Source organism: Caballeronia sp. LZ029 (assembly GCF_031451275.1).
Taxonomy (GTDB): domain Bacteria; phylum Pseudomonadota; class Gammaproteobacteria; order Burkholderiales; family Burkholderiaceae; genus Caballeronia; species Caballeronia jiangsuensis.
The window spans coordinates 2,832,517-2,856,771 of sequence record NZ_JARUXO010000001.1 but is presented as its reverse complement, the minus strand read 5'-3'; the positions used below and the strand labels follow the sequence as shown (position 1 = coordinate 2,856,771).

Sequence of the window (24,255 nt, the reverse complement as noted above, 5' to 3'; positions counted from 1 at the left end):
CGATGATAGTGCGGATCACCCGTGTGAAAGTAGGTAATCGTCAGGCTCCTCATGCTAAAAACAAAAACCCCACCCCATAAAGGTGGGGTTTTTGCGTTTCTGTTTTCACCTATAGGTGAGAGCATCGAATGTTTCGGAGCGTAAGAAACGCTTGACAATGGCGTGTTGTTACCCCATAATCGATAGTTCTCTGCGGAGGGGTGCCCGAGTGGCTAAAGGGGGCAGACTGTAAATCTGTTGGCTTACGCCTACGTTGGTTCGAATCCAACCTCCTCCACCAGAATTCAAGCGGTAAGGGAATCCGGCCCTCGCGGGTGTAGCTCAATGGTAGAGCAGAAGCCTTCCAAGCTTATGACGAGGGTTCGATTCCCTTCACCCGCTCCAGTACCTGTTTTGTAGTGCCCATGTGGCTCAGTGGTAGAGCACTCCCTTGGTAAGGGAGAGGTCGGCAGTTCGATCCTGCCCATGGGCACCAGTTGTATCAGTCTAGTAAGTTGCGCGCGGCGCAAGGTGCGAAAATCCTGTTAGGAGTCGAAAATGGCCAAAGGTAAATTCGAGCGGACCAAGCCGCACGTGAACGTGGGCACGATCGGTCACGTTGACCACGGCAAGACCACGCTGACGGCAGCGATCACGACGGTTCTCACGCAGAAGTTCGGCGGCGAAGCCAAGGCGTATGACCAGATCGACGCAGCGCCGGAAGAAAAGGCGCGTGGTATCACGATCAACACCGCGCACGTCGAGTACGAAACGGCTAACCGCCACTACGCACACGTCGACTGCCCGGGCCACGCTGACTATGTGAAGAACATGATCACGGGCGCGGCGCAGATGGACGGCGCAATCCTGGTGTGCTCGGCCGCTGACGGCCCGATGCCGCAAACGCGTGAGCACATCCTGCTGGCCCGTCAGGTTGGCGTGCCGTACATCATCGTGTTCCTGAACAAGTGCGACATGGTGGACGACGCCGAACTGCTCGAGCTCGTCGAAATGGAAGTGCGTGAGCTTCTTTCGAAGTACGACTTCCCGGGCGACGATACCCCGATCATCAAGGGTTCGGCCAAGCTGGCGCTGGAAGGCGACACGGGCGAGCTGGGCGAAGTGGCGATCATGAACCTGGCTGACGCACTGGACACGTACATCCCGACGCCGGAGCGCGCAGTGGACGGTTCGTTCCTGATGCCGGTGGAAGACGTGTTCTCGATCTCGGGTCGTGGCACGGTGGTGACGGGTCGTATCGAGCGCGGCGTAGTGAAGGTCGGCGAGGAAATCGAAATCGTCGGTATCAAGCCGACGGTGAAGACGACCTGCACGGGCGTGGAAATGTTCCGCAAGCTGCTCGACCAAGGTCAAGCGGGCGACAACGTCGGTATCCTGCTGCGCGGCACGAAGCGTGAAGACGTGGAGCGCGGCCAAGTACTGTCGAAGCCGGGTTCGATCACGCCGCACACGCACTTCACGGCTGAAGTGTACGTGCTGAGCAAGGACGAAGGCGGCCGTCACACGCCGTTCTTCAACAACTACCGTCCGCAGTTCTACTTCCGTACGACGGACGTGACGGGCTCGATCGAGCTGCCGAAGGACAAGGAAATGGTGATGCCGGGCGACAACGTGTCGATCACGGTGAAGCTGATCGCTCCGATCGCCATGGAAGAAGGTCTGCGCTTCGCCATTCGCGAAGGCGGCCGTACCGTCGGCGCCGGTGTCGTGGCAAAGATTATCGAGTAAGAGCCAGAAATCTTCTCGATAGTTAGTGGTTTCGGGGTCGGCGAAGTCCGTCGACCCCAAATGGTTTAGGGGTATAGCTCAACTGGCAGAGCGTCGGTCTCCAAAACCGAAGGTTGGGGGTTCGATTCCCTCTGCCCCTGCCAACTTCTCGCGCCAAGTGGCGCTGTTTAAGGTGTTATGGCGAATCCTTCCGTCGAAACTGTAAATACCTCCGGCGACAAGTTGATGTTGGTGGCGGGCGTATTGTTGGTCTTGGCCGGGTTCGTTGGGTTCTTCTGGCTCTCGGGCCAAGAATGGTACGTCCGCGGCGCAGCGCTTGCTGTCGGTGTCATCGCGGGTGTCGCAGTCGGTCTTCTCTCTGCGCCGGGCAAAGGGTTCATCGCGTTCGCCAAGGACTCGTACAAGGAAGTCCGCAAGGTTGTCTGGCCAACTCGCAAAGAGGCCACTCAGACGACTCTGGTGGTCTTCGCGTTTGTTCTGATCATGGCCATTTTTCTCTGGCTTAGCGATAAGTCGATCGAATGGGTGATTTTCTCGGCGATTCTGGGTTGGAAATGATATGAGCGATACTCCGGCATCCCCGAGTGGAAAGCGTTGGTATGTGGTGCACGCCTACTCCGGCATGGAGAAGAGCGTGCAACGTGCGCTTCAGGAGCGCATTGACCGTGCGGGAATGCAAGATCAATTCGGTCAGATTCTTGTCCCGACGGAAGAAGTTGTTGAAGTAAAAGGCGGTCACAAGTCGGTCACAGAGCGTCGTTTCTTCCCGGGCTATGTCCTGGTCGAGATGGAAATGACGGACGAAACATGGCATCTGGTCAAGAATACGGCCAAGGTGACGGGTTTCGTCGGTGGCGCGCGTAACCGCCCGAGTCCCATTTCGCCGCGTGAAGTCGAAAAGATCATGTCGCAGATGCAGGAGGGCGTCGAGAAGCCGCGGCCGAAGACGCTGTTCGAGGTGGGCGAAATGGTCCGCGTGAAGGAAGGTCCGTTCACCGACTTCAATGGCAACGTCGAGGAAGTGAACTACGAAAAGTCTCGAGTTCGTGTCTCCGTCACGATTTTCGGGCGCTCGACACCTGTCGAACTCGAGTTCGGTCAGGTCGAAAAGCTCTAATTGAATTCATCGCGCGTGGCTTCCGAGTCATCGCGCGATTCGCGCTTACGGTCCGCATCATGACCGTTGAGGAGCGTCAGTAGCCGGCAACGGCAAACGCGCGCTATCACTCATCGGACGCTCAAGCGTCCAGCAGAGGTTTTCAACATGGCAAAGAAAATCATCGGCTTTATCAAACTGCAGATTCCTGCAGGTAAAGCCAACCCGTCGCCGCCGGTCGGTCCGGCACTGGGCCAGCGTGGCCTGAACATCATGGAGTTCTGCAAGGCGTTCAACGCGCAGACTCAAGGTATGGAGCCGGGTCTGCCGGTGCCGGTCGTTATTACGGCATTTGCAGACAAGAGCTTCACCTTCATCATGAAGACGCCGCCGGCTACCGTTCTGATCAAGAAGGCGGCCGCTGTGCAAAAGGGTTCGAGCAAGCCGCATACCGACAAGGTCGGCAACATCACCCGCGCTCAAGCGGAAGAAATCGCGAAGACCAAGATGCCGGATCTTACGGCAGCTGATCTGGATGCCGCCGTGCGGACGATCGCCGGCAGCGCGCGTTCGATGGGCATCACTGTGGAGGGCGTGTAAATGGCTAAGCTTTCTAAGCGCCTTCAGGCATTCGCGAGCAAGGTTGATCGTCAAAAGCTGTACGCGATCGAGGACGCTCTGGCTCTCGTCAAGGAATGCGCGAGCGCGAAGTTTGACGAATCGATCGACGTCGCAGTTCAGCTCGGCATCGACGCGAAGAAGTCTGACCAAGTCGTTCGTGGTTCCGTCGTTTTGCCGGCTGGTACCGGCAAGTCGGTTCGCGTGGCAGTGTTCGCTCAAGGCGACAAGGCCGAGCAAGCTCGTGCAGCTGGTGCAGACGTGGTCGGCATGGAAGACCTGGCCGAGCAAGTCAAGGCAGGCAATCTGAACTTTGACGTCGTGATCGCTTCGCCGGATACGATGCGTGTCGTTGGTACGCTGGGTCAGATCCTCGGTCCGCGTGGTCTCATGCCGAATCCGAAGGTTGGCACCGTCACGCCGGACGTTGCTCAAGCAGTCAAGAACGCAAAGGCGGGTCAGGTTCAGTTCCGCGTCGACAAGGCCGGTATCATCCACGGCACGATCGGTCGCGCATCGTTCGAACCGGCATCGCTGCGTCAAAACCTGGCTGCGCTCATCGAAGCGCTGCAAAAGGCGAAGCCGGCGACGAGCAAGGGTGTGTATCTGCGCAAGATCGCTGTGTCGAGCACGATGGGTGTCGGCGTTCGCGTGGATCAAGCCACGCTGGCGCAACAATAAGAATTTGTGGCGTGGCCGCAAGGTCGCGCCGTTAAAGGGCTTTGGGCGGTTGCAAGATTGCGGTTCCGGGTCGAGCAACCGGTTGTCAAAGACCGTTGGTGGTGATGCAGCAAGCAGGCAGCACCTTAATTCAAGCCAACGCAGATGGCGAACCCGAAACAGTTTTGCAGTGGTTGAAGTCGGTTGTCGATCATCCTGAATGATCACCGATCGATCGAAATACTCCTAACAGTCGGACGCCGTTGTTGAACGTGGTGCATGAGGGTTGTGGCCCGAGTGCATCGAATCTGGAGGTTTAACCGTGCCACTGAACAAAGAAGATAAGCAGGCAGTCGTCGCTGAAGTCGCCGCGCAAGTCGCGAAGGCTCAGACGATGGTGCTCGCTGAGTATCGTGGGATCACGGTTGGCGATCTGACCAAGCTGCGCGCGAAAGCGCGTGAGCAACAGGTGTATCTGCGCGTGTTGAAGAACACGCTGGCGCGTCGCGCTGTCGAAGGTACCCCGTTCGCTCCGCTGGCCGAGCAGATGACCGGTCCTCTGATCTACGGCATCTCGGAAGATGCCATTGCCGCTGCCAAGGTCGTCAACGACTTCGGCAAGAGCAATGACAAGTTGATCATCAAGGCTGGTTCCTACGAAGGCAATGTGATGGACAAGGCAGGCGTGCAAGCGCTGGCCAACATCCCGAGCCGCGAAGAACTGCTCTCCAAGCTGCTGTTCGTCATGCAAGCACCTGTTTCCGGCTTCGCGCGCGCTTTGGCCGCGCTCGCCGAAAAGAAACAAGGCGAAGCTGCATAACGCACGCACTTGGGCACCAGTTGCTCAGTTAGGTATTAGCTAGATCGCTAGCTCGATCCGAATTCAATTTAGGAGTATTTCAAATGGCAATCGCAAAAGAAGACATCCTGGAAGCCGTTGGCTCGATGTCGGTTCTCGAACTGAACGAACTGGTCAAGGCGTTCGAAGAGAAGTTTGGCGTGTCGGCTGCTGCTGTCGCAGTTGCTGGCCCGGCTGGTGGCGGCGCAGCTGCTGCTGTCGAAGAGCAAACCGAGTTCACCGTGAACCTGCTCGAAGTCGGCGCAAACAAGGTTTCCGTGATTAAGGCTGTTCGTGAACTGACGGGTCTCGGCCTGAAAGAAGCGAAGGACCTGGTCGACGGCGCACCGAAGCCCGTGAAGGAAGCGGTGCCGAAGGCTGCTGCTGAAGAAGCGAAGAAGAAGCTGGAAGAAGCAGGCGCGAAGGCTGAAATCAAGTAAGTTTCATTGCGCCGTGCGAAGGCTGGCGGTTTTCCACCGCCGGCCTTTTTGTGCTTTGTGGGGACCGAGTTTTGATGCCTGTCAGCAGGTATAAAAGTCCTCATAGAAGCCAAAGCGAACGGTCGGATCGGTATGAATTTCCGGCGGTTCGCTTTGTCTTCTGAAGCGACTGCAGAAGGCAAGTTTGGTCGGGTAGCGGGAAACACAGGCATCCGCTGCCGTCAGCCAGCGGTTGGTAGCGGCCAACCACCAAGCTTCTAGGCTCGCGCGTCCTCCCCGGACATGTGCGCGGGTCTCAGTCGGTGAACACCGGGCTGTGACACCGAGGTATCCCGCCTCGGTAACACCCGCCGTGATTCGGAGATCGTATGCAATATTCCTTCACCGAGAAGAAGCGTATTCGCAAGAGTTTCGCGAAGCGCCCCATCGTTCACCAAGTTCCCTTTTTGCTGGCGACCCAGCTTGAATCATTCCAGACGTTTCTGCAAGCAGACACGTCGTCGTCGCAGCGCAAGTCAGAAGGCTTGCAGGCTGCGTTCACGTCAGTTTTCCCCATCGTTTCGCACAACGGTTTCGCGCGGCTCGAGTTCGTCAGCTACATGCTGTCGTCGCCCGCATTCAACATCAAGGAATGCCAGCAGCGCGGCCTGACGTACTGCTCGGCGTTGCGCGCAAAAGTGCGCCTGGTTCTGCTCGATAAGGAGTCGCCGAGCAAGCCGGTCGTCAAGGAAGTGAAAGAGCAGGAAGTATACATGGGCGAAATTCCGCTCATGACGCCGACGGGTTCGTTCGTCATCAACGGAACCGAGCGCGTGATCGTGTCGCAGCTCCACCGTTCGCCTGGCGTGTTCTTCGAGCACGACAAGGGCAAGACGCACAGCTCCGGCAAGCTGCTGTTCTCGGCGCGGATCATTCCTTACCGTGGCTCGTGGCTCGACTTCGAATTCGATCCGAAGGACGTGCTGTACTTCCGCGTCGACCGTCGTCGGAAGATGCCGGTCACGATTCTGCTGAAAGCCATCGGCATGACGCCGGAGCAGATCCTCGCGAACTTCTTCGTGTTCGACAACTTCGGCCTGATGAGCGAAGGCGCGCAAATGGAATTCGTTCCCGAGCGCCTGCGCGGTGAAGTCGCGCGCTTCGACATCCAAGATCGCGACGGCAACGTCATCGTCACCAAGGACAAGCGGATCAACGCGAAGCACATTCGCGACCTCGAAAACGCCAAGACGAAGTTCATCTCGGTGCCCGAGGAGTACCTGCTCGGCCGCGTGCTGGCGAAGAACGTGATCGATCCGGAAACGGGCGAAGTGATCGCGAACGCCAACGAGGAAATCACGGAAACGGTTCTCGAGAAGCTGCGCGAGGCGAAGGTCAAGGACATCCAGACGCTCTACACGAACGACCTGGACCAGGGGCCGTATATCTCGTCGACGCTGCGTATCGACGAAACCGCCGACAAGATGGCCGCGCGCATCGCGATTTACCGCATGATGCGTCCGGGCGAACCGCCGACCGAAGAAGCGGTCGAGGCGCTGTTCAACCGTCTGTTCTACAGCGAAGACGCGTACGACCTGTCGAAGGTCGGCCGTATGAAGTTCAATCGCCGTGTCGGTCGTGACGAAATCGTCGGCCCGATGACGCTGCAGGACGACGACATCCTCGCGACGATCAAGATCCTCGTCGAGCTGCGTAACGGCAAGGGCGAAGTGGACGACATCGACCACTTGGGCAATCGTCGTGTGCGTTGCGTCGGCGAACTCGCGGAGAACCAGTTCCGCGCGGGTCTCGTGCGCGTCGAGCGCGCGGTGAAGGAACGCCTCGGCCAGGCCGAAAGTGAAAACCTGATGCCGCACGATCTGATCAACTCGAAGCCGATTTCCTCGGCGATTCGCGAGTTCTTCGGTTCGTCGCAGCTCTCGCAGTTCATGGACCAGACCAACCCGCTGTCGGAAATCACGCACAAGCGTCGTGTTTCCGCACTGGGGCCGGGCGGTCTGACGCGCGAGCGCGCGGGCTTCGAAGTCCGCGACGTGCATCCGACGCACTATGGCCGCGTGTGCCCGATCGAAACGCCGGAAGGTCCGAACATCGGTCTGATCAACTCGCTGGCGCTGTATGCCCACCTGAACGAATACGGTTTCCTCGAAACGCCGTACCGCAAGGTCGTGGACAGCAAGGTGACCGACCAGATCGACTACCTGTCGGCAATCGAAGAAGGCCGTTACGTGATCGCTCAGGCGAACGCGGCAGTGGCCGACGACGGCACGCTGACCGACGAACTCGTGTCGTCGCGTGAAGCGGGCGAAACGCTGATGGTCACGCCGGACCGCATCCAGTACATGGACGTGGCGCCGTCGCAGATCGTGTCGGTGGCTGCATCGCTGATTCCGTTCCTCGAGCACGACGACGCGAACCGCGCGTTGATGGGCTCGAACATGCAGCGTCAGGCCGTGCCTTGCCTGCGTCCGGAAAAGCCGGTCGTCGGTACGGGCATCGAGCGTACGGTTGCGGTCGACTCGGGTACGACCGTGCAGGCGCTGCGTGGCGGTGTGGTGGATTACGTCGACGCGGGCCGTATCGTGATTCGCGTGAACGACGATGAAGCCGTTGCCGGCGACGTCGGCGTGGACATCTACAACCTGATCAAGTACACGCGTTCGAACCAGAACACGAACATCAACCAGCGTCCGATCGCGAAGGTTGGCGACAAGGTTTCGCGCGGCGACGTGCTGGCCGACGGCGCCTCGACGGATCTGGGCGAGCTCGCGCTCGGCCAGAACATGCTGGTCGCGTTCATGCCGTGGAACGGCTACAACTTCGAAGACTCGATCCTGATCTCGGAAAAGGTCGTGGCCGACGATCGCTACACGTCGATCCACATCGAAGAGTTGAACGTCGTTGCTCGCGACACGAAGCTCGGACCGGAAGAAATCACGCGCGACATTTCGAACCTCGCGGAAGTGCAGCTTGGCCGTCTCGACGAGTCGGGCATCGTGTACATCGGCGCGGAAGTGGAAGCGGGCGACGTGCTGGTCGGCAAGGTCACGCCGAAGGGCGAAACCCAGCTGACGCCGGAAGAAAAGCTGCTGCGCGCGATCTTCGGCGAGAAAGCATCGGACGTGAAGGACACGTCGCTGCGCGTGCCGTCGGGCATGAGCGGCACGGTCATCGACGTCCAGGTGTTCACGCGCGAAGGCATCACGCGTGACAAGCGTGCGCAACAGATCATCGACGATGAACTGAAGCGCTATCGCCTCGACCTGAACGACCAGCTTCGTATCGTGGAAGGCGACGCGTTCCAGCGTCTCGCGCGTATGCTGAACGGCAAGGTCGCGAACGGCGGTCCGAAGAAGCTCGCTAAGGGCACGAAGATCGACCTCCCGTACCTCGAAGATCTCGACCATTACCACTGGTTCGACATCCGCCTCGCGGATGAAGAAGCAGCGGCGCAGCTGGAAGCGATCAAGGATTCGATCGAACAGAAGCGTCACCAGTTCGACCTCGCATTCGAAGAGAAGCGCAAGAAGCTCACGCAAGGCGACGAATTGCCGCCGGGCGTGCTGAAGATGGTCAAGGTGTACCTCGCCGTGAAGCGTCGTTTGCAGCCTGGCGACAAGATGGCGGGCCGTCACGGTAACAAGGGTGTCGTGTCGAAGATCGTGCCGATCGAAGACATGCCGTACATGGCCGATGGCCGTCCGGCCGACGTCGTGCTGAATCCGCTCGGCGTGCCGTCGCGGATGAACGTGGGTCAGATTCTCGAAGTGCATCTGGGCTGGGCCGCGAAGGGTCTCGGCTGGCGTATCGGCGAAATGCTGGCGCGTCAGACGAAGATCGAGGAACTGCGCCAGTTCCTGACGAAGATCTACAACGAGTCGGGCCGCAAGGAAGAGCTGGAAAGCTTCTCCGATGACGAAATCTTCGAACTCGCGAAGAACCTGCGCGAAGGCGTGCCGTTCGCAACGCCGGTGTTCGATGGCGCGACCGAAGAGGAAATGGGGCGTGCGCTCGATCTGGCGTATCCGGACGACATCGCCACGAACCTCGGCATGAACTCGTCGAAGAATCAGGTTCAGCTGCACGATGGTCGCACCGGCGAGCCGTTTGAGCGGAAGGTCACGGTCGGCTACATGCACTACCTGAAGCTGCACCACTTGGTCGACGACAAGATGCACGCGCGTTCGACCGGTCCGTACTCGCTCGTCACGCAGCAGCCGCTGGGTGGTAAGGCGCAGTTCGGTGGTCAGCGCTTCGGTGAGATGGAAGTGTGGGCGCTCGAGGCGTATGGCGCATCGTATGTGCTGCAGGAAATGCTGACGGTCAAGTCGGACGACGTGACGGGCCGGACCAAGGTGTATGAGAACCTGGTCAAGGGCGATCACGTAATCGACGCGGGCATGCCGGAATCCTTCAACGTGTTGGTGAAGGAAATCCGCTCGCTCGGTATTGATATCGATCTGGACCGCAACTAATCGGACTACGGAGAGAAAGCAATGAAAGCTCTGCTCGATCTATTCAAGCAAGTCCAACAAGAAGAAGTTTTTGATGCGATCAAGATCGGCCTCGCGTCGCCCGACAAGATTCGTTCTTGGTCGTTCGGTGAAGTGAAGAAGCCTGAGACCATCAACTACCGCACGTTCAAGCCGGAGCGGGATGGTCTGTTCTGCGCGAAGATTTTTGGTCCGATCAAGGACTACGAATGCCTTTGCGGCAAGTACAAGCGCCTGAAGCACCGTGGCGTGATCTGCGAGAAGTGCGGCGTCGAAGTGACGCTGGCGAAGGTGCGTCGCGAGCGGATGGGCCACATCGAACTGGCCTCGCCGGTCGCGCACATCTGGTTCCTGAAGTCGCTGCCGTCGCGTCTGGGCATGGTGCTCGACATGACGCTGCGCGACATCGAGCGCGTGCTGTACTTCGAAGCATATGTGGTGATCGATCCGGGCATGACGCCGCTGAAAGCGCGGCAGATCATGACCGAAGAGGATTACTACAACAAGGTCGAAGAGTACGGTGACGAATTCCGTGCCGAGATGGGCGCGGAAGGCGTGCGCGAGTTGCTGCGCGCGATCAACATCGACGAACAGGTCGAGATGCTGCGCACCGAACTCAAGAACACGGGTTCGGAAGCGAAGATCAAGAAGTACGCGAAGCGCCTGAAAGTGCTCGAAGCTTTCCAGCGTTCGGGCATCAAGCCGGACTGGATGGTGCTCGAAGTGCTGCCGGTGCTGCCGCCGGAACTGCGTCCGCTGGTGCCGCTGGACGGCGGCCGTTTCGCGACGTCGGACCTGAACGACCTGTATCGCCGCGTGATCAACCGTAACAACCGGTTGAAGCGTCTGCTCGAACTGAAGGCGCCTGAAATCATCGTCCGCAACGAAAAGCGGATGCTGCAGGAAGCCGTCGATTCGCTGCTCGACAACGGCCGTCGCGGCAAGGCGATGACCGGCGCGAACAAGCGTCCGCTGAAGTCGCTCGCCGACATGATCAAGGGTAAGGGCGGTCGTTTCCGTCAGAACCTGCTCGGTAAGCGCGTGGACTACTCGGGCCGTTCGGTGATCGTGGTCGGTCCGACGCTCAAGCTGCATCAGTGCGGTCTGCCGAAGCTGATGGCGCTCGAACTGTTCAAGCCTTTCATCTTCAACAAGCTGGAAGTGATGGGCGTCGCGACGACCATCAAGGCCGCGAAGAAGGAAGTCGAGAACCAGACGGCGGTGGTGTGGGACATCCTGGAAGAGGTGATCCGCGAACATCCGGTGATGCTGAACCGCGCGCCTACGCTTCACCGACTCGGCATTCAGGCTTTCGAGCCGGTGCTGATCGAAGGCAAGGCGATTCAGCTCCATCCGCTCGTCTGCGCGGCATTCAACGCCGACTTCGACGGTGACCAGATGGCCGTTCACGTGCCGCTGTCGCTCGAAGCGCAGATGGAAGCGCGCACGCTGATGCTGGCGTCGAACAACGTCCTGTTCCCGGCGAACGGCGATCCGTCGATCGTGCCGTCGCAGGATATCGTGCTGGGCCTTTACTACGCGTCGCGTGAAGCGATCAACGGCAAGGGCGAAGGCATGACGTTCACGGGCGTGTCGGAAGTGATCCGCGCGTACGAGAACAAGGAAGTCGAGCTGGCTTCGCGCGTCAACGTGCGTATCACCGAAATGGTGGCGAACGAGGACACGAGCGAAGGCGCGCCGGCGTTCGTGCCGAAGATCTCGCTGTATGCGACGACCGTCGGCCGTTCGATCCTGTCGGAGATTCTGCCGCCGGGCCTGCCGTTCACGGTGCTGAACAAGCCGCTGAAGAAGAAGGAAATCTCGCGCCTGATCAACACGGCGTTCCGCAAGTGCGGTCTGCGCGAGACGGTGATTTTCGCCGACCAGCTGATGCAGATGGGCTTCCGCCTCGCAACGCGCGCCGGCATCTCGATTTGCGTGGACGACATGCTCGTGCCGCCGCAGAAAGAGACGATCGTCGGCGACGCGGCGAAGAAGGTGAAGGAGTACGACCGGCAGTACATGTCGGGTCTCGTAACCGCGCAAGAGCGCTATAACAACGTGGTCGACATCTGGTCGGCGACGTCGGAAAGCGTCGGCAAGGCGATGATGGAGCAGCTCGCGACGGAACCCGTCACCGACCGTGACGGCAACGAAACGAAGCAGGAGTCGTTCAACTCCATCTACATGATGGCCGACTCGGGCGCTCGTGGTTCCGCGGTGCAGATTCGTCAGCTGGCCGGTATGCGCGGCCTGATGGCGAAGCCGGACGGCTCGATTATCGAGACGCCGATTACCGCGAACTTCCGCGAAGGCCTGAACGTGTTGCAGTACTTCATCTCGACCCACGGCGCTCGTAAAGGTCTCGCGGATACGGCACTGAAGACTGCGAACTCGGGTTACCTGACGCGTCGTCTCGTCGACGTGACGCAGGATCTGGTTGTCGTCGAAGACGATTGCGGTACGTCGAACGGCGTGGCGATGAAGGCGTTGGTGGAAGGCGGTGAAGTCGTCGAAGCGCTGCGTGACCGTATTCTCGGTCGCGTCGCGGTGGCGGACGTCGTCAATCCGGAAACGCAGGAAACGCTGTACGCGTCGGGCGATCTGCTCGACGAAGACGCGGTCGAGGAAATCGAACGCCTCGGCATCGACGAAGTGCGCGTGCGCACGCCGTTGACCTGCGAAACGCGCTATGGCCTGTGCGCCGCGTGCTACGGCCGCGACCTCGGCCGCGGTTCGCGCGTGAACGTCGGTGAGGCGGTCGGCGTGATCGCTGCTCAGTCGATCGGCGAGCCGGGCACGCAGCTGACGATGCGTACGTTCCACATCGGTGGTGCGGCATCGCGTGCGGCGGTTGCTTCGACGGTCGAAGCGAAGAGCAACGGTACGGTGCGCTTCACGGCGACGATGCGTTACGTCACCAACGCGAAGGGCGAGCAGGTCGTCATCTCCCGTTCGGGCGAGGCGATCATCGCGGACGACTTCGGTCGCGAGCGTGAGCGTCACAAGGTGCCGTACGGCGCGACGCTGCTGCAACTCGACGGCGCGCAGATCAAGGCCGGTGCGCAACTGGCGCAATGGGATCCGCTGACGCGTCCGATCATCACCGAGTGGGGCGGTACGGTGAAGTTCGAAAACGTCGAGGAAGGCGTGACGGTTGCGAAGCAGATCGACGACGTGACCGGTCTTTCGACCCTGGTCGTGATCGACGTGAAGCGTCGCGGCTCGCAAGCTTCGAAGAGCGTGCGTCCGCAGGTGAAACTGCTCGACGCGAACGGCGAGGAAGTGAAGATCCCGAACACCGAGCATTCGGTGCAGATCGGCTTCCAGGTCGGCGCACTGATCACCGTGAAGGATGGTCAGCAAGTGCAGGTCGGTGAAGTGCTGGCACGTATCCCGGTTGAAGCGCAGAAGACGCGTGACATTACCGGTGGTCTGCCGCGCGTGGCCGAACTGTTCGAAGCGCGCTCGCCGAAGGACGCCGGTATTCTCGCGGAAGTCACGGGCACGACGTCGTTCGGTAAGGACACGAAGGGCAAGCAGCGTCTCGTCATCACGGACCTCGAGGGCAATCAGCACGAGTTCCTGATCGCGAAGGAAAAGCAGGTGCTGGTGCACGATGGTCAGGTCGTCAACAAGGGCGAAATGATCGTCGACGGTCCTGCCGATCCGCACGACATCCTGCGTCTGCAGGGTATCGAGGCGCTCTCGCGCTACATCGTGGACGAAGTGCAGGACGTGTACCGTCTGCAGGGCGTGAAGATCAACGACAAGCACATCGAAGTGATCGTGCGTCAGATGCTGCGTCGTGTGCAGATCGTCGACAACGGCGATACGCGCTTCATCCCGGGCGAGCAGGTCGAGCGTTCGGACATGCTGGACGAAAACGACAAGATGATCGCGGAAGACAAGCGTCCGGCGACGTACGACAACGTGCTGCTCGGTATCACGAAGGCATCGCTGTCGACCGATTCGTTCATCTCGGCGGCGTCGTTCCAGGAAACGACGCGCGTGTTGACCGAAGCGGCGATCATGGGCAAGCGCGACGATCTGCGTGGCCTGAAGGAAAACGTGATCGTCGGCCGTCTGATTCCGGCCGGTACGGGTCTCGCGTTCCACAAGGCACGCAAGGCGAAGGAATCGTCGGATCGCGAGCGTTTCGACCAGATCGCGGCCGAAGAGGCATTCGACTTTGGTACGCCGGAAACCCCGGCGGCGGAGCAGCAGCAGCCGCATACCAACGAGTAAGCATCGTTCGCTCGTAGTAGCCACGAACCGCTCAGCTTCGGCTGAGCGGTTTTTTTTCGTCTGTCGATTTCGCCCGTTGCCTCCGTCATTCGGCTAACGCGCATTCTTGCGCGTCGGTGCGCGTGGATGCGTTGGTAGAATTCGTTATCTCTCATCGCAGTACGCACCCGTCTTCCATGTCCCGCCCACTCGAAATACTCAACGAAATCTTCGGCTATCCCGCATTTCGCGGACAACAGGCGGAGATCGTCGAGCATGTCGCGAACGGCGGCGATTCGCTCGTGCTGATGCCAACGGGCGGCGGCAAGTCGCTGTGCTATCAGATCCCGTCCCTCGTGCGCAGCGAGGCCGGGCTCGGCGCGGGCATCGTGGTGTCCCCATTGATCGCGCTGATGCAGGATCAGGTCGCGGCCCTCAAGGAAGTCGGCGTGCGCGCCGCATATCTGAATTCGACCTTGTCGGGCGCCGAGGCCGCGGCCACCGAGCGCGCGCTACGCGATGGCGACATCGATCTTCTTTACGTCGCGCCAGAACGCCTGATGACGCCGCGCTTTCTCGAACTGCTCGAACGCGCGCGCGTCGGCCTTTTCGCCATCGACGAAGCGCACTGTGTGTCGCAATGGGGGCACGATTTCCGCCCTGAGTACATCCAGCTTTCGGTGCTGCACGAGCGGTTTCCGGATGTCCCGCGCATCGCGCTCACCGCCACTGCCGATGCGATCACGCGCGATGAAATCGTCCATCGGCTCGCGTTGGACGACGCGCGCATCTTCGTTTCCAGTTTCGACCGGCCGAACATTCGTTATCGGATCGTCGAGAAGGACAACGCGCGCTCGCAGCTGCTCGATTTCATCCGGGCCGAGCATACGAACAAGGACGGCACGACGGATGCCGGCGTGGTGTACTGTCTGTCGCGGCGCAAGGTCGAAGAAACCGCGGAGTGGATGAAGGGCCAGGGCATTCGCGCGCTGCCTTACCACGCCGGCATGGAGTTCGAGATACGCCAAAAGCATCAGGAGATGTTTCAGCGCGAGGAAGGCGTCGTCATGTGCGCGACGATCGCGTTCGGCATGGGCATCGACAAGCCGGACGTGCGCTTCGTCGCGCATCTGGATTTGCCGAAGAGCGTCGAGGGCTATTACCAGGAAACGGGGCGCGCAGGACGCGACGGTCTACCGGCGAACGCGTGGATGGCGTACGGGTTGGGCGACGTCGTGCAGCAGCGCAAGATGATCGACGAATCCGAAGCCGACGACGCACACAAGCGCGTGCAGACCGGCAAGCTCGATGCGCTGCTGGGCCTGTGCGAGGTTGCGTCGTGCCGTCGCGTGCGTCTGCTTGCGTACTTTGGTGAGACGAGCAAGCCGTGCGGCAACTGCGATACATGCCTTGAGCCGCCCGCGTCCTTCGATGCCACACGCGAGGCGCAGATGGCGCTGTCGTGTGTGTATCGCGCGCAGAAGGCGAGCGGATTTCGTTTCGGCGCGGGCCATCTCATCGATATCCTGCGCGGCACCCGCAGCGAGAAAGTCCTGCAGCGCGGACACGAGAAGATTTCGACCTTCGGTGTCGGCGCCGCGCTTTCCGAACCCGAGTGGCGCGCCGTGTTCCGGCAACTCGTGGCGTTCGGCTATCTCGCCGTCGATCACGACGGTTTTGGCGCGCTCGTGCTGACCGACGCCAGCAAGCCTGTCCTGAAGGGCGAGGAGCACGTCACGCTGCGCAAGTATGTAAAGCCGACTCGAGCACGCCAGTCTTCCAGTCGCACCGGCGAGCGCGCGGATCCGACCGCCGGCATGTCAGCGCGCGAAAAGGCCCGCTGGGAGCGTCTGCGCAGCTGGCGCGCGGAGACCGCGAAGAGCGACGGTGTGCCGGCCTATGTCATTTTCCACGACGCCACGCTGGCCGAGATCGTGCGCAGCGATCCCGATACGATCGACGATCTGCGCCACATTCCTGGCATCGGCGTGCGCAAACTGGAACGCTTCGGCGACGAATTGCTCGCCGTCGTCGGCTCCGATTGATGCTACGCATGCGAAAAGTCTTCGAAATTGTCGCAACGTATTGACCCGATTGCGATTTTCGGAATATCATGCTTGGTTCTCGTTCTTGGTCCGCCTTCGGAACCGGCTTAGCGCCGGGTGCAAAAAGCGGAATTCATCGGCGAGATCGTCAAACGCGCAATTGTCTTCGCTTTGCCCGAAAAAATTGCGCGGATTCTGTTCATTTTTAGGATTAAACAATGCCAACCATCAATCAACTGGTTCGCAAAGGCCGCGCGTCGGAAACGACGAAGAGCAAGTCGCCGGCCCTGCAGGACTGCCCTCAGCGTCGTGGCGTGTGCACTCGCGTGTACACCACGACGCCGAAGAAGCCGAACTCGGCACTTCGTAAAGTTGCAAAGGTTCGTCTGACGAACGGCTTCGAAGTCATTTCGTACATCGGCGGTGAAGGCCACAACCTGCAAGAGCACTCGGTTGTGCTGATCCGCGGCGGCCGTGTGAAGGACTTGCCGGGTGTGCGTTACCACATGGTTCGCGGCTCGCTGGATACCCAGGGCGTCAAGGACCGTAAGCAAGCTCGCTCGAAGTACGGTGCGAAGCGCGCGAAGGCTGGCAAGTAAGTCGCCGGTCGAAAGTAAGGAATCAGGTCGCCGCAAGGCGGTTAAGGCGGTGGTGCCGGAGTTGCCGGTGCTGTCGAGTAAGTGGTCACCCGGCCAAGCTGGTTAGTCGAATAGATGGATCGGGTTTGTTGGTGGCCGCGGAGTTGAGAACCAACTCCAACTGAAAAAAGTAAAGGAAGAATCATGCCGCGTCGTCGCGAAGTCCCCAAGCGGGAAGTGTTGCCGGATCCGAAGTTCGGTAACGTAGATGTAGCCAAGTTCATGAACGTGCTGATGCTCTCCGGCAAGAAGTCGGTTGCCGAGCGTATCGTGTACGGCGCTTTTGAACAGATCCAGACCAAGGGTGGCAAGGACCCGCTGGAAGTGTTCACGGTTGCGCTCAACAACGTGAAGCCGGTGGTCGAAGTGAAGAGCCGTCGCGTTGGTGGTGCTAACTATCAGGTTCCGGTCGAAGTGCGTCCCTCGCGTCGTATGGCATTGGCGATGCGTTGGTTGCGTGAAGCCGCGAAGAAGCGCAGCGAAAAGTCGATGGCCCTGCGTCTGGCAGGTGAACTCTCCGAAGCGGCTGAAGGCCGCGGCGGCGCGATGAAGAAGCGCGACGAAGTTCACCGCATGGCAGAGGCCAACAAGGCATTCTCGCACTTCCGTTTCTAAGCTCCCGCTCGTAGAGCAAACGGAAAAATCAGGGCGGGTGCGCTACTCCAGGCGCCTCGCCCGTTTGTGTTAGGGCGCGCTCGCACTCGCTGGCGCGTCGACCGAAAAAGGATCCAAAGTGGCTCGCAAGACACCTATCGAGCGCTACCGCAATATCGGTATCAGCGCTCACATCGACGCCGGCAAAACGACGACGACCGAGCGCATCCTGTTTTACACGGGCGTGAACCACAAGATCGGTGAAGTTCACGACGGCGCAGCAACGATGGACTGGATGGAGCAGGAGCAGGAGCGCGGCATCACCATCACGTCGGCTGCTACCACGGCCTTCTGGAAGGGCATGGGCGGCAACTATCCCGAGCACCGCATCAACATCATCGACACCCCGGGGCACGTCGACTTCACGATCGAAGTGGAGCGCTCGATGCGCGTTCTCGACGGCGCGTGCATGGTCTACTGCGCAGTGGGCGGCGTGCAGCCGCAGTCGGAAACCGTGTGGCGTCAGGCTAACAAGTACAAGGTTCCCCGTCTCGCGTTCGTCAATAAGATGGACCGTACCGGCGCGAACTTCTTCAAGGTCTACGACCAGTTGAAGACGCGTCTGAAGGCGAACCCGGTTCCTGTCGTAGTGCCGATCGGCGCTGAAGACACGTTCACGGGCGTGGTCGACCTGATCAAGATGAAGGCGATCATTTGGGACGAAGCGTCGCAAGGCACGAAGTTCGACTACGTCGATATCCCGGCTGAACTCGTCGACACGTGCAACGAGTGGCGCGAGAAGATGATCGAGTCGGCTGCCGAAGCGACCGAAGAGCTGATGGAAAAGTACCTCGGCGGCGAAGAGCTGACCGAAGCGGAAATCGTCAAGGCGATCCGCGACCGGACCATCGCGTGCGAGATCCAGCCGATGCTGTGCGGCACCGCGTTCAAGAACAAGGGCGTGCAGCGCATGCTCGACGCCGTGATCGACTTCCTGCCGTCGCCGATCGACATTCCGCCGGTTACGGGCGAACTCGAAAGCGGCGAGAAGGGCGAGCGTCGTGCATCCGACGACGAGAAGTTCTCGTCGCTGGCGTTCAAGATCATGACGGACCCGTTCGTCGGCCAGCTGATCTTCTTCCGCGTGTACTCCGGCGTTGTGAATTCGGGTGACACCGTGCTGAACGCGACCAAGGACAAGAAGGAACGTCTCGGCCGTATTCTGCAGATGCACGCCAACCAGCGCGAAGAAATCAAGGAAGTGCGCGCGGGCGATATCGCGGCGGCAGTCGGCCTGAAAGAAGCGACCACCGGCGACACGCTGTGCGATCCGCAGCACCCGATCGTGCTGGAACGCATGATCTTCCCGGAGCCGGTGATTTCGCAGGCAGTCGAGCCGAAGACGAAGCCCGACCAGGAAAAGATGGGTCTGGCGCTGAACCGTCTGGCACAGGAAGATCCGTCGTTCCGCGTGCAAACGGACGAAGAATCGGGCCAAACCATCATTTCGGGCATGGGCGAGCTCCACCTGGAAATTCTGGTTGACCGTATGCGTCGCGAATTCGGCGTGGAAGCGACTGTCGGCAAGCCGCAGGTTGCTTACCGCGAGACGATCCGCAGCAAGGCGGAAGATGTCGACGGCAAGTTCGTCAAGCAGTCGGGTGGTCGCGGTCAGTACGGTCACGCGGTCATCACGCTCGAGCCGAACGAGCAGGGCAAGGGCTACGAGTTCCTGGACGAGATCAAGGGCGGCGTGATTCCGCGCGAATACATCCCGGCCGTGGACAAGGGTATCCAGGAAACGCTGAAGTCGGGCGTGCTGGCTGGCTTCCCGGTGGTCGACGTGAAGGTTCACCTGACGTTCGGTTCGTACCACGACGTGGACTCGAACGAAAACGCGTTCCGCATGGCCGGTTCGATGGCGTTTAAGGAAGCGATGCGCAAGGCAAGCCCGGTCATCCTCGAACCGATGATGGCTGTGGAAGTCGAAACGCCGGAAGACTACATGGGCAACGTGATGGGCGACCTGTCGGGCCGTCGCGGTATCGTCCAGGGCATGGAAGACATGATTGGCGGCGGCAAGATCGTTCGCGCCGAAGTGCCGCTGTCGGAAATGTTCGGCTACTCGACGTCGCTGCGTTCGCTGACGCAAGGCCGCGCCACGTACACGATGGAGTTCAAGCACTACTCCGAAGCTCCGCGTAACGTCGCCGAAGCGATCATCAACGCCAAGGGTAAGTAATACCCGCAAGTAATTCGGCGCAAGCCACAAGCTTTAACCGATAACCAAACTTTGAAAGAAGGTAATCATGGCAAAAGGTAAATTCGAGCGGACCAAGCCGCACGTGAACGTGGGCACGATCGGTCACGTTGACCACGGCAAGACCACGCTGACGGCAGCGATCACGACGGTGCTGACCAAGAAGTTCGGCGGCGAAGCAAAGGCATACGACCAGATCGATGCAGCGCCGGAAGAAAAGGCGCGCGGTATCACCATCAACACCGCGCACGTCGAGTACGAAACGGCTAACCGCCACTACGCACACGTCGACTGCCCGGGCCACGCTGACTATGTGAAGAACATGATCACGGGCGCGGCGCAGATGGACGGCGCAATCCTGGTGTGCTCGGCCGCTGACGGCCCGATGCCGCAAACGCGTGAGCACATCCTGCTGGCCCGTCAGGTTGGCGTGCCGTACATCATCGTGTTCCTGAACAAGTGCGACATGGTGGACGACGCCGAACTGCTCGAGCTCGTCGAAATGGAAGTGCGTGAGCTTCTTTCGAAGTACGACTTCCCGGGCGACGATACCCCGATCATCAAGGGTTCGGCCAAGCTGGCGCTGGAAGGCGACACGGGCGAGCTGGGCGAAGTGGCGATCATGAACCTGGCTGACGCACTGGACACGTACATCCCGACGCCGGAGCGCGCAGTGGACGGTTCGTTCCTGATGCCGGTGGAAGACGTGTTCTCGATCTCGGGTCGTGGCACGGTGGTGACGGGTCGTATCGAGCGCGGCGTAGTGAAGGTCGGCGAGGAAATCGAAATCGTCGGTATCAAGCCGACGGTGAAGACGACCTGCACGGGCGTGGAAATGTTCCGCAAGCTGCTCGACCAAGGTCAAGCGGGCGACAACGTCGGTATCCTGCTGCGCGGCACGAAGCGTGAAGACGTGGAGCGCGGCCAAGTACTGTCGAAGCCGGGTTCGATCACGCCGCACACGCACTTCACGGCTGAAGTGTACGTGCTGAGCAAGGACGAAGGCGGCCGTCACACGCCGTTCTTCAACAACTACCGTCCGCAGTTCTACTTCCGTACGACGGACGTGACGGGCTCGATCGAGCTGCCGAAGGACAAGGAAATGGTGATGCCGGGCGACAACGTGTCGATCACGGTGAAGCTGATCGCTCCGATCGCCATGGAAGAAGGTCTGCGCTTCGCAATCCGCGAAGGCGGTCGTACCGTCGGCGCCGGTGTCGTGGCGAAGATTATCGAGTAAGATATCGGGCTTGCTCGATTGAAGTTGCAGTAATGCAGTAAAAACAGGGACCGGACGCTCGCCCCCAGCGAGCGTCCGGTCCCACGCTCTTTTGCCAGATGTGCGGTGCAATACCGCCTCGCTCTTTTCAAGGAATCGTCATGCAGAATCAGAAAATCCGTATTCGTCTGAAGGCTTTCGACTATCGCCTGATCGATCAATCGGCAGCCGAAATCGTCGATACCGCGAAGCGGACTGGCGCGATCGTCCGTGGCCCGGTGCCACTGCCGACGCGTATTCAACGTTTTGACATCCTGCGTTCGCCGCACGTCAACAAGACGTCGCGCGATCAGCTCGAAATCCGTACGCACCAGCGCCTGATGGACATCGTCGATCCGACGGACAAGACCGTCGACGCGCTGATGAAGCTCGATCTGCCCGCTGGCGTCGACGTCGAGATCAAGCTGCAGTAAGTCCCGAAAGCTGTCTGGCGTGCCTGCGGGTGCGTCAGAAGACGCTAAGTCTTTGATTGCTTGCGGGATTCGAAAAGCCTTGTTATACTCCAAGGCTTTTCGCGCCTATTCGCACGAAGAAGACGCAAGTAAGCCGACCCAGTTTCTCGTAACGAAGCCGGCATTTGTAAATCAGCCCCGACCAATCGCAGTTGGGAATGGAGAAAACGATGAGCCTTGGACTCGTAGGTCGCAAGGTTGGCATGACCCGTATCTTCACGCCTGAAGGGGATTCGATCCCCGTCACCGTGCTGGACGTGTCGGACAACCGCGTGACGCAGATCAAGACCGTTGAAACGGATGGTTATACCGCCGTTCAGGTTGCATTCGGTGCTCGCCGCGCATCTCGCGTGACGAAGCCGCTGGCGGGTCACCTCGCCAAAGCCGGTGTTCAAGCCGGTGAAATCCTCAAGGAATTCCATATCGATACGGCCAAGGCAGGTGAACTGTCGAACGGCGCCGTGATCGGTACGGACATTTTCGAAGTCGGCCAGAAGGTTGATGTGCAGGGCACGTCGATCGGTAAGGGCTACGCCGGCACGATCAAGCGCTACAACTTCGCCTCGGGTCGCGCGACGCACGGTAACTCGCGTTCGCACAACGTTCCGGGTTCGATCGGTATGGCGCAGGATCCGGGTCGCGTGTTCCCCGGCAAGCGCATGACGGGTCACCTCGGTGATGAAACCGTCACGGTTCAAAATCTCGAAATCGCCCGCATCGACGCTGAGCGCAATCTGCTGCTCGTCCGCGGTGCAGTTCCGGGTGCGAAGGGCGGCAAGGTCTTCGTGACCCCGGCCGTCAAGGCGCGTGCTGTGAAAGGAGCGAAATAATGGAACTTAAGCTCCTGAATGCCAATGGTCAGGAAGGCGCTGGCGTGAACGCATCGGACGTCGTGTTCGGTCGCGATTACAACGAAGCCCTGATTCACCAGATCGTCGTCGCTTATCAGGCGAATGCACGTAGCGGCAACCGCGCGCAGAAGGACCGCGAGCAGGTCAAGCACACCACCAAGAAGCCGTGGCGCCAGAAGGGTACGGGCCGTGCTCGTGCCGGTATGTCGTCGAGCCCGTTGTGGCGCGGCGGTGGTCGTATCTTCCCGAACTCTCCGGAAGAAAACTTCTCGCACAAGGTCAATAAGAAGATGCATCGCGCAGGCCTCTGCTCGATCTTCTCGCAGCTGGCTCGCGAAGGCCGTATCGCGGTGGTCGAAGACCTCGCGCTCGAAGCCCCGAAGACCAAGCTGTTGGCCGATAAATTCAAGGCGATGGGTCTCGAATCCGTGTTGGTCATTACCGATACGGTCGACGAGAACCTGTACCTCGCGTCGCGCAATCTGGCCCACGTGGCCGTTGTCGAGCCGCGTTACGCCGACCCGCTCTCGCTGATCTATTTCAAGAAGATTCTGATCACGAAGGCTGCGGTCGCTCAGATCGAGGAGTTGCTGTCATGAGCGAAATTCGCAAAAACGATCATCGTTTGATGCAAGTTCTGCTCGCTCCGGTGATCTCCGAAAAGGCGACGCTGGTTGCCGACAAGAACGAGCAAGTCGTGTTCGAAGTCGCGCCGGACGCCACGAAGCAGGAAGTAAAGGCTGCTGTCGAGCTGCTGTTCAAGGTCGAAGTCAATTCCGTCAACGTGCTCGTCACGAAGGGCAAAGCCAAGCGCTTTGGCCGCTTCAACGGTAAGCGCAAGGACGTGAAGAAGGCGTACGTCTGCCTGAAGCCCGGCCAGGAAATCAACTTTGAAGCGGAGGCCAAGTAATCATGGCAATCGTGAAAGTTAAGCCGACCTCGCCGGGTCGCCGCGCGATGGTCAAGATCGTCAACAAGGATCTGCATAAGGGCGCGCCGCACGCAGCGCTGCTCGACTCGCAATCCAAGTCGGCGGGCCGTAACAACAACGGCCGGATCACCACGCGTCACCAGGGCGGTGGTCACAAGCAGCACTATCGTATCGTCGATTTCCGTCGCAACAAGGACGGCATCCCGGCAAAGGTCGAGCGTCTCGAGTACGACCCGAACCGTAGCGCGAACATCGCGCTGGTTCTGTACGCAGATGGCGAGCGTCGCTACATTATCGCGCCGAAGGGCGTGACGGTTGGTACGCCGCTGATGTCGGGTTCGGAAGCGCCGATCAAGGCGGGTAACACCCTGCCGATCCGCAACATTCCGGTCGGTACGACGATCCACTGCATCGAAATGCTGCCGGGCAAGGGCGCGCAAATCGCGCGTTCGGCTGGTACGTCGGCCATGCTGCTGGCTCGCGAAGGCGTCTACGCTCAAGTGCGTCTGCGTTCGGGCGAAATCCGTCGGGTGCACGTCGAGTGCCGCGCGACGATCGGCGAAGTGGGTAACGAAGAGCACAGCCTCCGTCAAATCGGTAAGGCCGGTGCAAACCGCTGGCGCGGTATTCGTCCGACGGTGCGTGGTGTTGCGATGAATCCGGTCGATCACCCGCACGGCGGTGGTGAAGGAAAGACGGCGGCAGGTCGTGATCCGGTGAGCCCGTGGGGCACGCCGACGAAGGGCTATCGCACCCGCAGCAACAAGCGCACGACGACGATGATCGTCCAGCGCCGTCACAAGCGTTAAGGAGTAGGCAATGACACGTTCTGCTAAAAAAGGTCCGTTCTGCGACGCTCATTTGCTGAAGAAGGTTGAGGCTGCAGCATCGACGCGTGACAAGAAGCCGATCAAGACTTGGTCGCGTCGTTCGACGATTCTGCCGGACTTCATCGGTCTGACGATCGCTGTTCACAACGGCCGTCAACACGTTCCGGTGTACGTCACGGAAAACATGGTCGGCCACAAGCTTGGCGAGTTCGCACTGACCCGTACGTTCAAGGGTCACGCGGCCGACAAGAAGGCCAAGAAATAAGGGGCTATCA

At 59.9% G+C, this 24,255-nt stretch carries 21 protein-coding genes and 4 tRNA genes; 24 read left to right on the top strand and 1 reads right to left on the bottom strand.

Translation table 11 applies throughout. From position 1 onward, the window contains the following. The first annotated feature begins 194 nt into the window (after window positions 1-194). The 11 genes from QCE73_RS13475 to rplL all read left to right on the top strand — a co-directional run bounded on the left by QCE73_RS13475 (window position 195) and on the right by rplL (window position 5,380). Window positions 195-280, top strand: a tRNA-Tyr gene (locus QCE73_RS13475). Window positions 281-310: 30 nt separating this feature from the next. Continuing rightward, window positions 311-384: transfer RNA gene (locus tag QCE73_RS13470), tRNA-Gly, on the top strand. Window positions 385-400: 16 nt separating this feature from the next. Then, window positions 401-475 (top strand) — tRNA-Thr (locus tag QCE73_RS13465). A 62-nt stretch (window positions 476-537) separates the two neighbouring features. Further along, window positions 538-1,728, top strand: coding sequence for an elongation factor Tu (gene tuf / locus QCE73_RS13460; RefSeq protein WP_309881592.1), 1,191 nt, complete (start codon window positions 538-540; stop codon window positions 1,726-1,728). A 67-nt stretch (window positions 1,729-1,795) separates the two neighbouring features. Beyond that, window positions 1,796-1,871, top strand: a tRNA-Trp gene (locus QCE73_RS13455). A gap of 34 nt (window positions 1,872-1,905) precedes the next feature. Beyond that, window positions 1,906-2,286 carry a preprotein translocase subunit SecE gene (secE, locus tag QCE73_RS13450; RefSeq protein WP_008343790.1) on the top strand — a complete coding sequence of 127 codons (381 nt, stop codon included), beginning with the start codon at window positions 1,906-1,908 and terminating at the stop codon, window positions 2,284-2,286. Window position 2,287: 1 nt separating this feature from the next. Further along, the gene (nusG, locus tag QCE73_RS13445; RefSeq protein ID WP_187609765.1) at window positions 2,288-2,845 is read left to right on the top strand and encodes a transcription termination/antitermination protein NusG; all 558 of its coding nucleotides are present in this window, start codon (window positions 2,288-2,290) and stop codon (window positions 2,843-2,845) included. Window positions 2,846-2,992: 147 nt separating this feature from the next. Next, complete coding sequence (gene rplK / locus QCE73_RS13440) at window positions 2,993-3,424, top strand: 50S ribosomal protein L11 (protein WP_008343796.1); 432 nt, start codon at window positions 2,993-2,995, stop codon at window positions 3,422-3,424. Then, a complete protein-coding gene (rplA, locus tag QCE73_RS13435; RefSeq protein ID WP_238295825.1) occupies window positions 3,425-4,123 on the top strand; it encodes a 50S ribosomal protein L1 in 699 nt (232 codons plus the stop codon). A 301-nt stretch (window positions 4,124-4,424) separates the two neighbouring features. After that, window positions 4,425-4,922, top strand: a complete 498-nt coding sequence (rplJ, locus tag QCE73_RS13430) for a 50S ribosomal protein L10 (protein ID WP_034473109.1) — start codon at window positions 4,425-4,427, stop codon at window positions 4,920-4,922. A gap of 83 nt (window positions 4,923-5,005) precedes the next feature. After that, window positions 5,006-5,380, top strand: coding sequence for a 50S ribosomal protein L7/L12 (gene rplL / locus QCE73_RS13425; protein ID WP_035511392.1), 375 nt, complete (start codon window positions 5,006-5,008; stop codon window positions 5,378-5,380). An 81-nt stretch (window positions 5,381-5,461) separates the two neighbouring features. Here the strand turns inward: rplL and QCE73_RS13420 are convergent, their stop codons facing one another. Continuing rightward, window positions 5,462-5,626 carry a hypothetical protein gene (locus QCE73_RS13420; RefSeq protein ID WP_309881591.1) on the bottom strand — a complete coding sequence of 55 codons (165 nt, stop codon included), beginning with the start codon at window positions 5,624-5,626 and terminating at the stop codon, window positions 5,462-5,464. Window positions 5,627-5,748: 122 nt separating this feature from the next. Here QCE73_RS13420 and rpoB point away from each other — a divergent pair, with 122 nt between their 5' ends. The 13 genes from rpoB (at window position 5,749) to rpsS (ending at window position 24,245) form a co-directional block, all read left to right on the top strand. After that, the gene (rpoB, locus tag QCE73_RS13415) at window positions 5,749-9,855 is read left to right on the top strand and encodes a DNA-directed RNA polymerase subunit beta (RefSeq protein ID WP_035511394.1); all 4,107 of its coding nucleotides are present in this window, start codon (window positions 5,749-5,751) and stop codon (window positions 9,853-9,855) included. A gap of 21 nt (window positions 9,856-9,876) precedes the next feature. Beyond that, complete coding sequence (gene rpoC / locus QCE73_RS13410; RefSeq protein ID WP_309881589.1) at window positions 9,877-14,121, top strand: DNA-directed RNA polymerase subunit beta'; 4,245 nt, start codon at window positions 9,877-9,879, stop codon at window positions 14,119-14,121. Between the two features lie 176 nt (window positions 14,122-14,297). After that, window positions 14,298-16,145 (top strand): DNA helicase RecQ, encoded by a 1,848-nt coding sequence (recQ, locus tag QCE73_RS13405; RefSeq protein WP_309881588.1) that lies wholly within the window; start codon window positions 14,298-14,300, stop codon window positions 16,143-16,145. Window positions 16,146-16,363: 218 nt separating this feature from the next. Next, on the top strand, window positions 16,364-16,744 hold the full coding sequence (gene rpsL, locus QCE73_RS13400) for a 30S ribosomal protein S12 (RefSeq protein WP_006998493.1): 381 nt from the start codon (window positions 16,364-16,366) through the stop codon (window positions 16,742-16,744). A gap of 183 nt (window positions 16,745-16,927) precedes the next feature. Next, complete coding sequence (gene rpsG, locus QCE73_RS13395) at window positions 16,928-17,398, top strand: 30S ribosomal protein S7 (RefSeq protein ID WP_006053291.1); 471 nt, start codon at window positions 16,928-16,930, stop codon at window positions 17,396-17,398. Window positions 17,399-17,516: 118 nt separating this feature from the next. Continuing rightward, window positions 17,517-19,619: an elongation factor G gene (gene fusA / locus QCE73_RS13390; protein WP_061179122.1), complete on the top strand. Its 2,103-nt coding sequence runs from the start codon at window positions 17,517-17,519 to the stop codon at window positions 19,617-19,619. 67 nt (window positions 19,620-19,686) lie between these two features. Beyond that, complete coding sequence (gene tuf, locus QCE73_RS13385; RefSeq protein WP_309881587.1) at window positions 19,687-20,877, top strand: elongation factor Tu; 1,191 nt, start codon at window positions 19,687-19,689, stop codon at window positions 20,875-20,877. Between the two features lie 140 nt (window positions 20,878-21,017). Then, complete coding sequence (rpsJ, locus tag QCE73_RS13380) at window positions 21,018-21,329, top strand: 30S ribosomal protein S10 (RefSeq protein ID WP_006998489.1); 312 nt, start codon at window positions 21,018-21,020, stop codon at window positions 21,327-21,329. Window positions 21,330-21,538: 209 nt separating this feature from the next. Continuing rightward, entirely contained in the window at window positions 21,539-22,198 is a 660-nt protein-coding gene (rplC, locus tag QCE73_RS13375) for a 50S ribosomal protein L3 (RefSeq protein WP_035506792.1), read from the top strand. Then, window positions 22,198-22,818: a 50S ribosomal protein L4 gene (gene rplD, locus QCE73_RS13370; protein ID WP_035506767.1), complete on the top strand. Its 621-nt coding sequence runs from the start codon at window positions 22,198-22,200 to the stop codon at window positions 22,816-22,818. The genes rplC and rplD overlap by 1 nt, the downstream gene beginning before the upstream one ends. Next, window positions 22,815-23,129 carry a 50S ribosomal protein L23 gene (gene rplW, locus QCE73_RS13365; RefSeq protein ID WP_008343846.1) on the top strand — a complete coding sequence of 105 codons (315 nt, stop codon included), beginning with the start codon at window positions 22,815-22,817 and terminating at the stop codon, window positions 23,127-23,129. The genes rplD and rplW overlap by 4 nt, the downstream gene beginning before the upstream one ends. Window positions 23,130-23,131: 2 nt before the next feature. Continuing rightward, window positions 23,132-23,959, top strand: coding sequence for a 50S ribosomal protein L2 (rplB, locus tag QCE73_RS13360; protein WP_035506766.1), 828 nt, complete (start codon window positions 23,132-23,134; stop codon window positions 23,957-23,959). Window positions 23,960-23,969: 10 nt separating this feature from the next. Then, window positions 23,970-24,245, top strand: coding sequence for a 30S ribosomal protein S19 (rpsS, locus tag QCE73_RS13355; protein ID WP_008343850.1), 276 nt, complete (start codon window positions 23,970-23,972; stop codon window positions 24,243-24,245). Window positions 24,246-24,255: the final 10 nt, after the last annotated feature.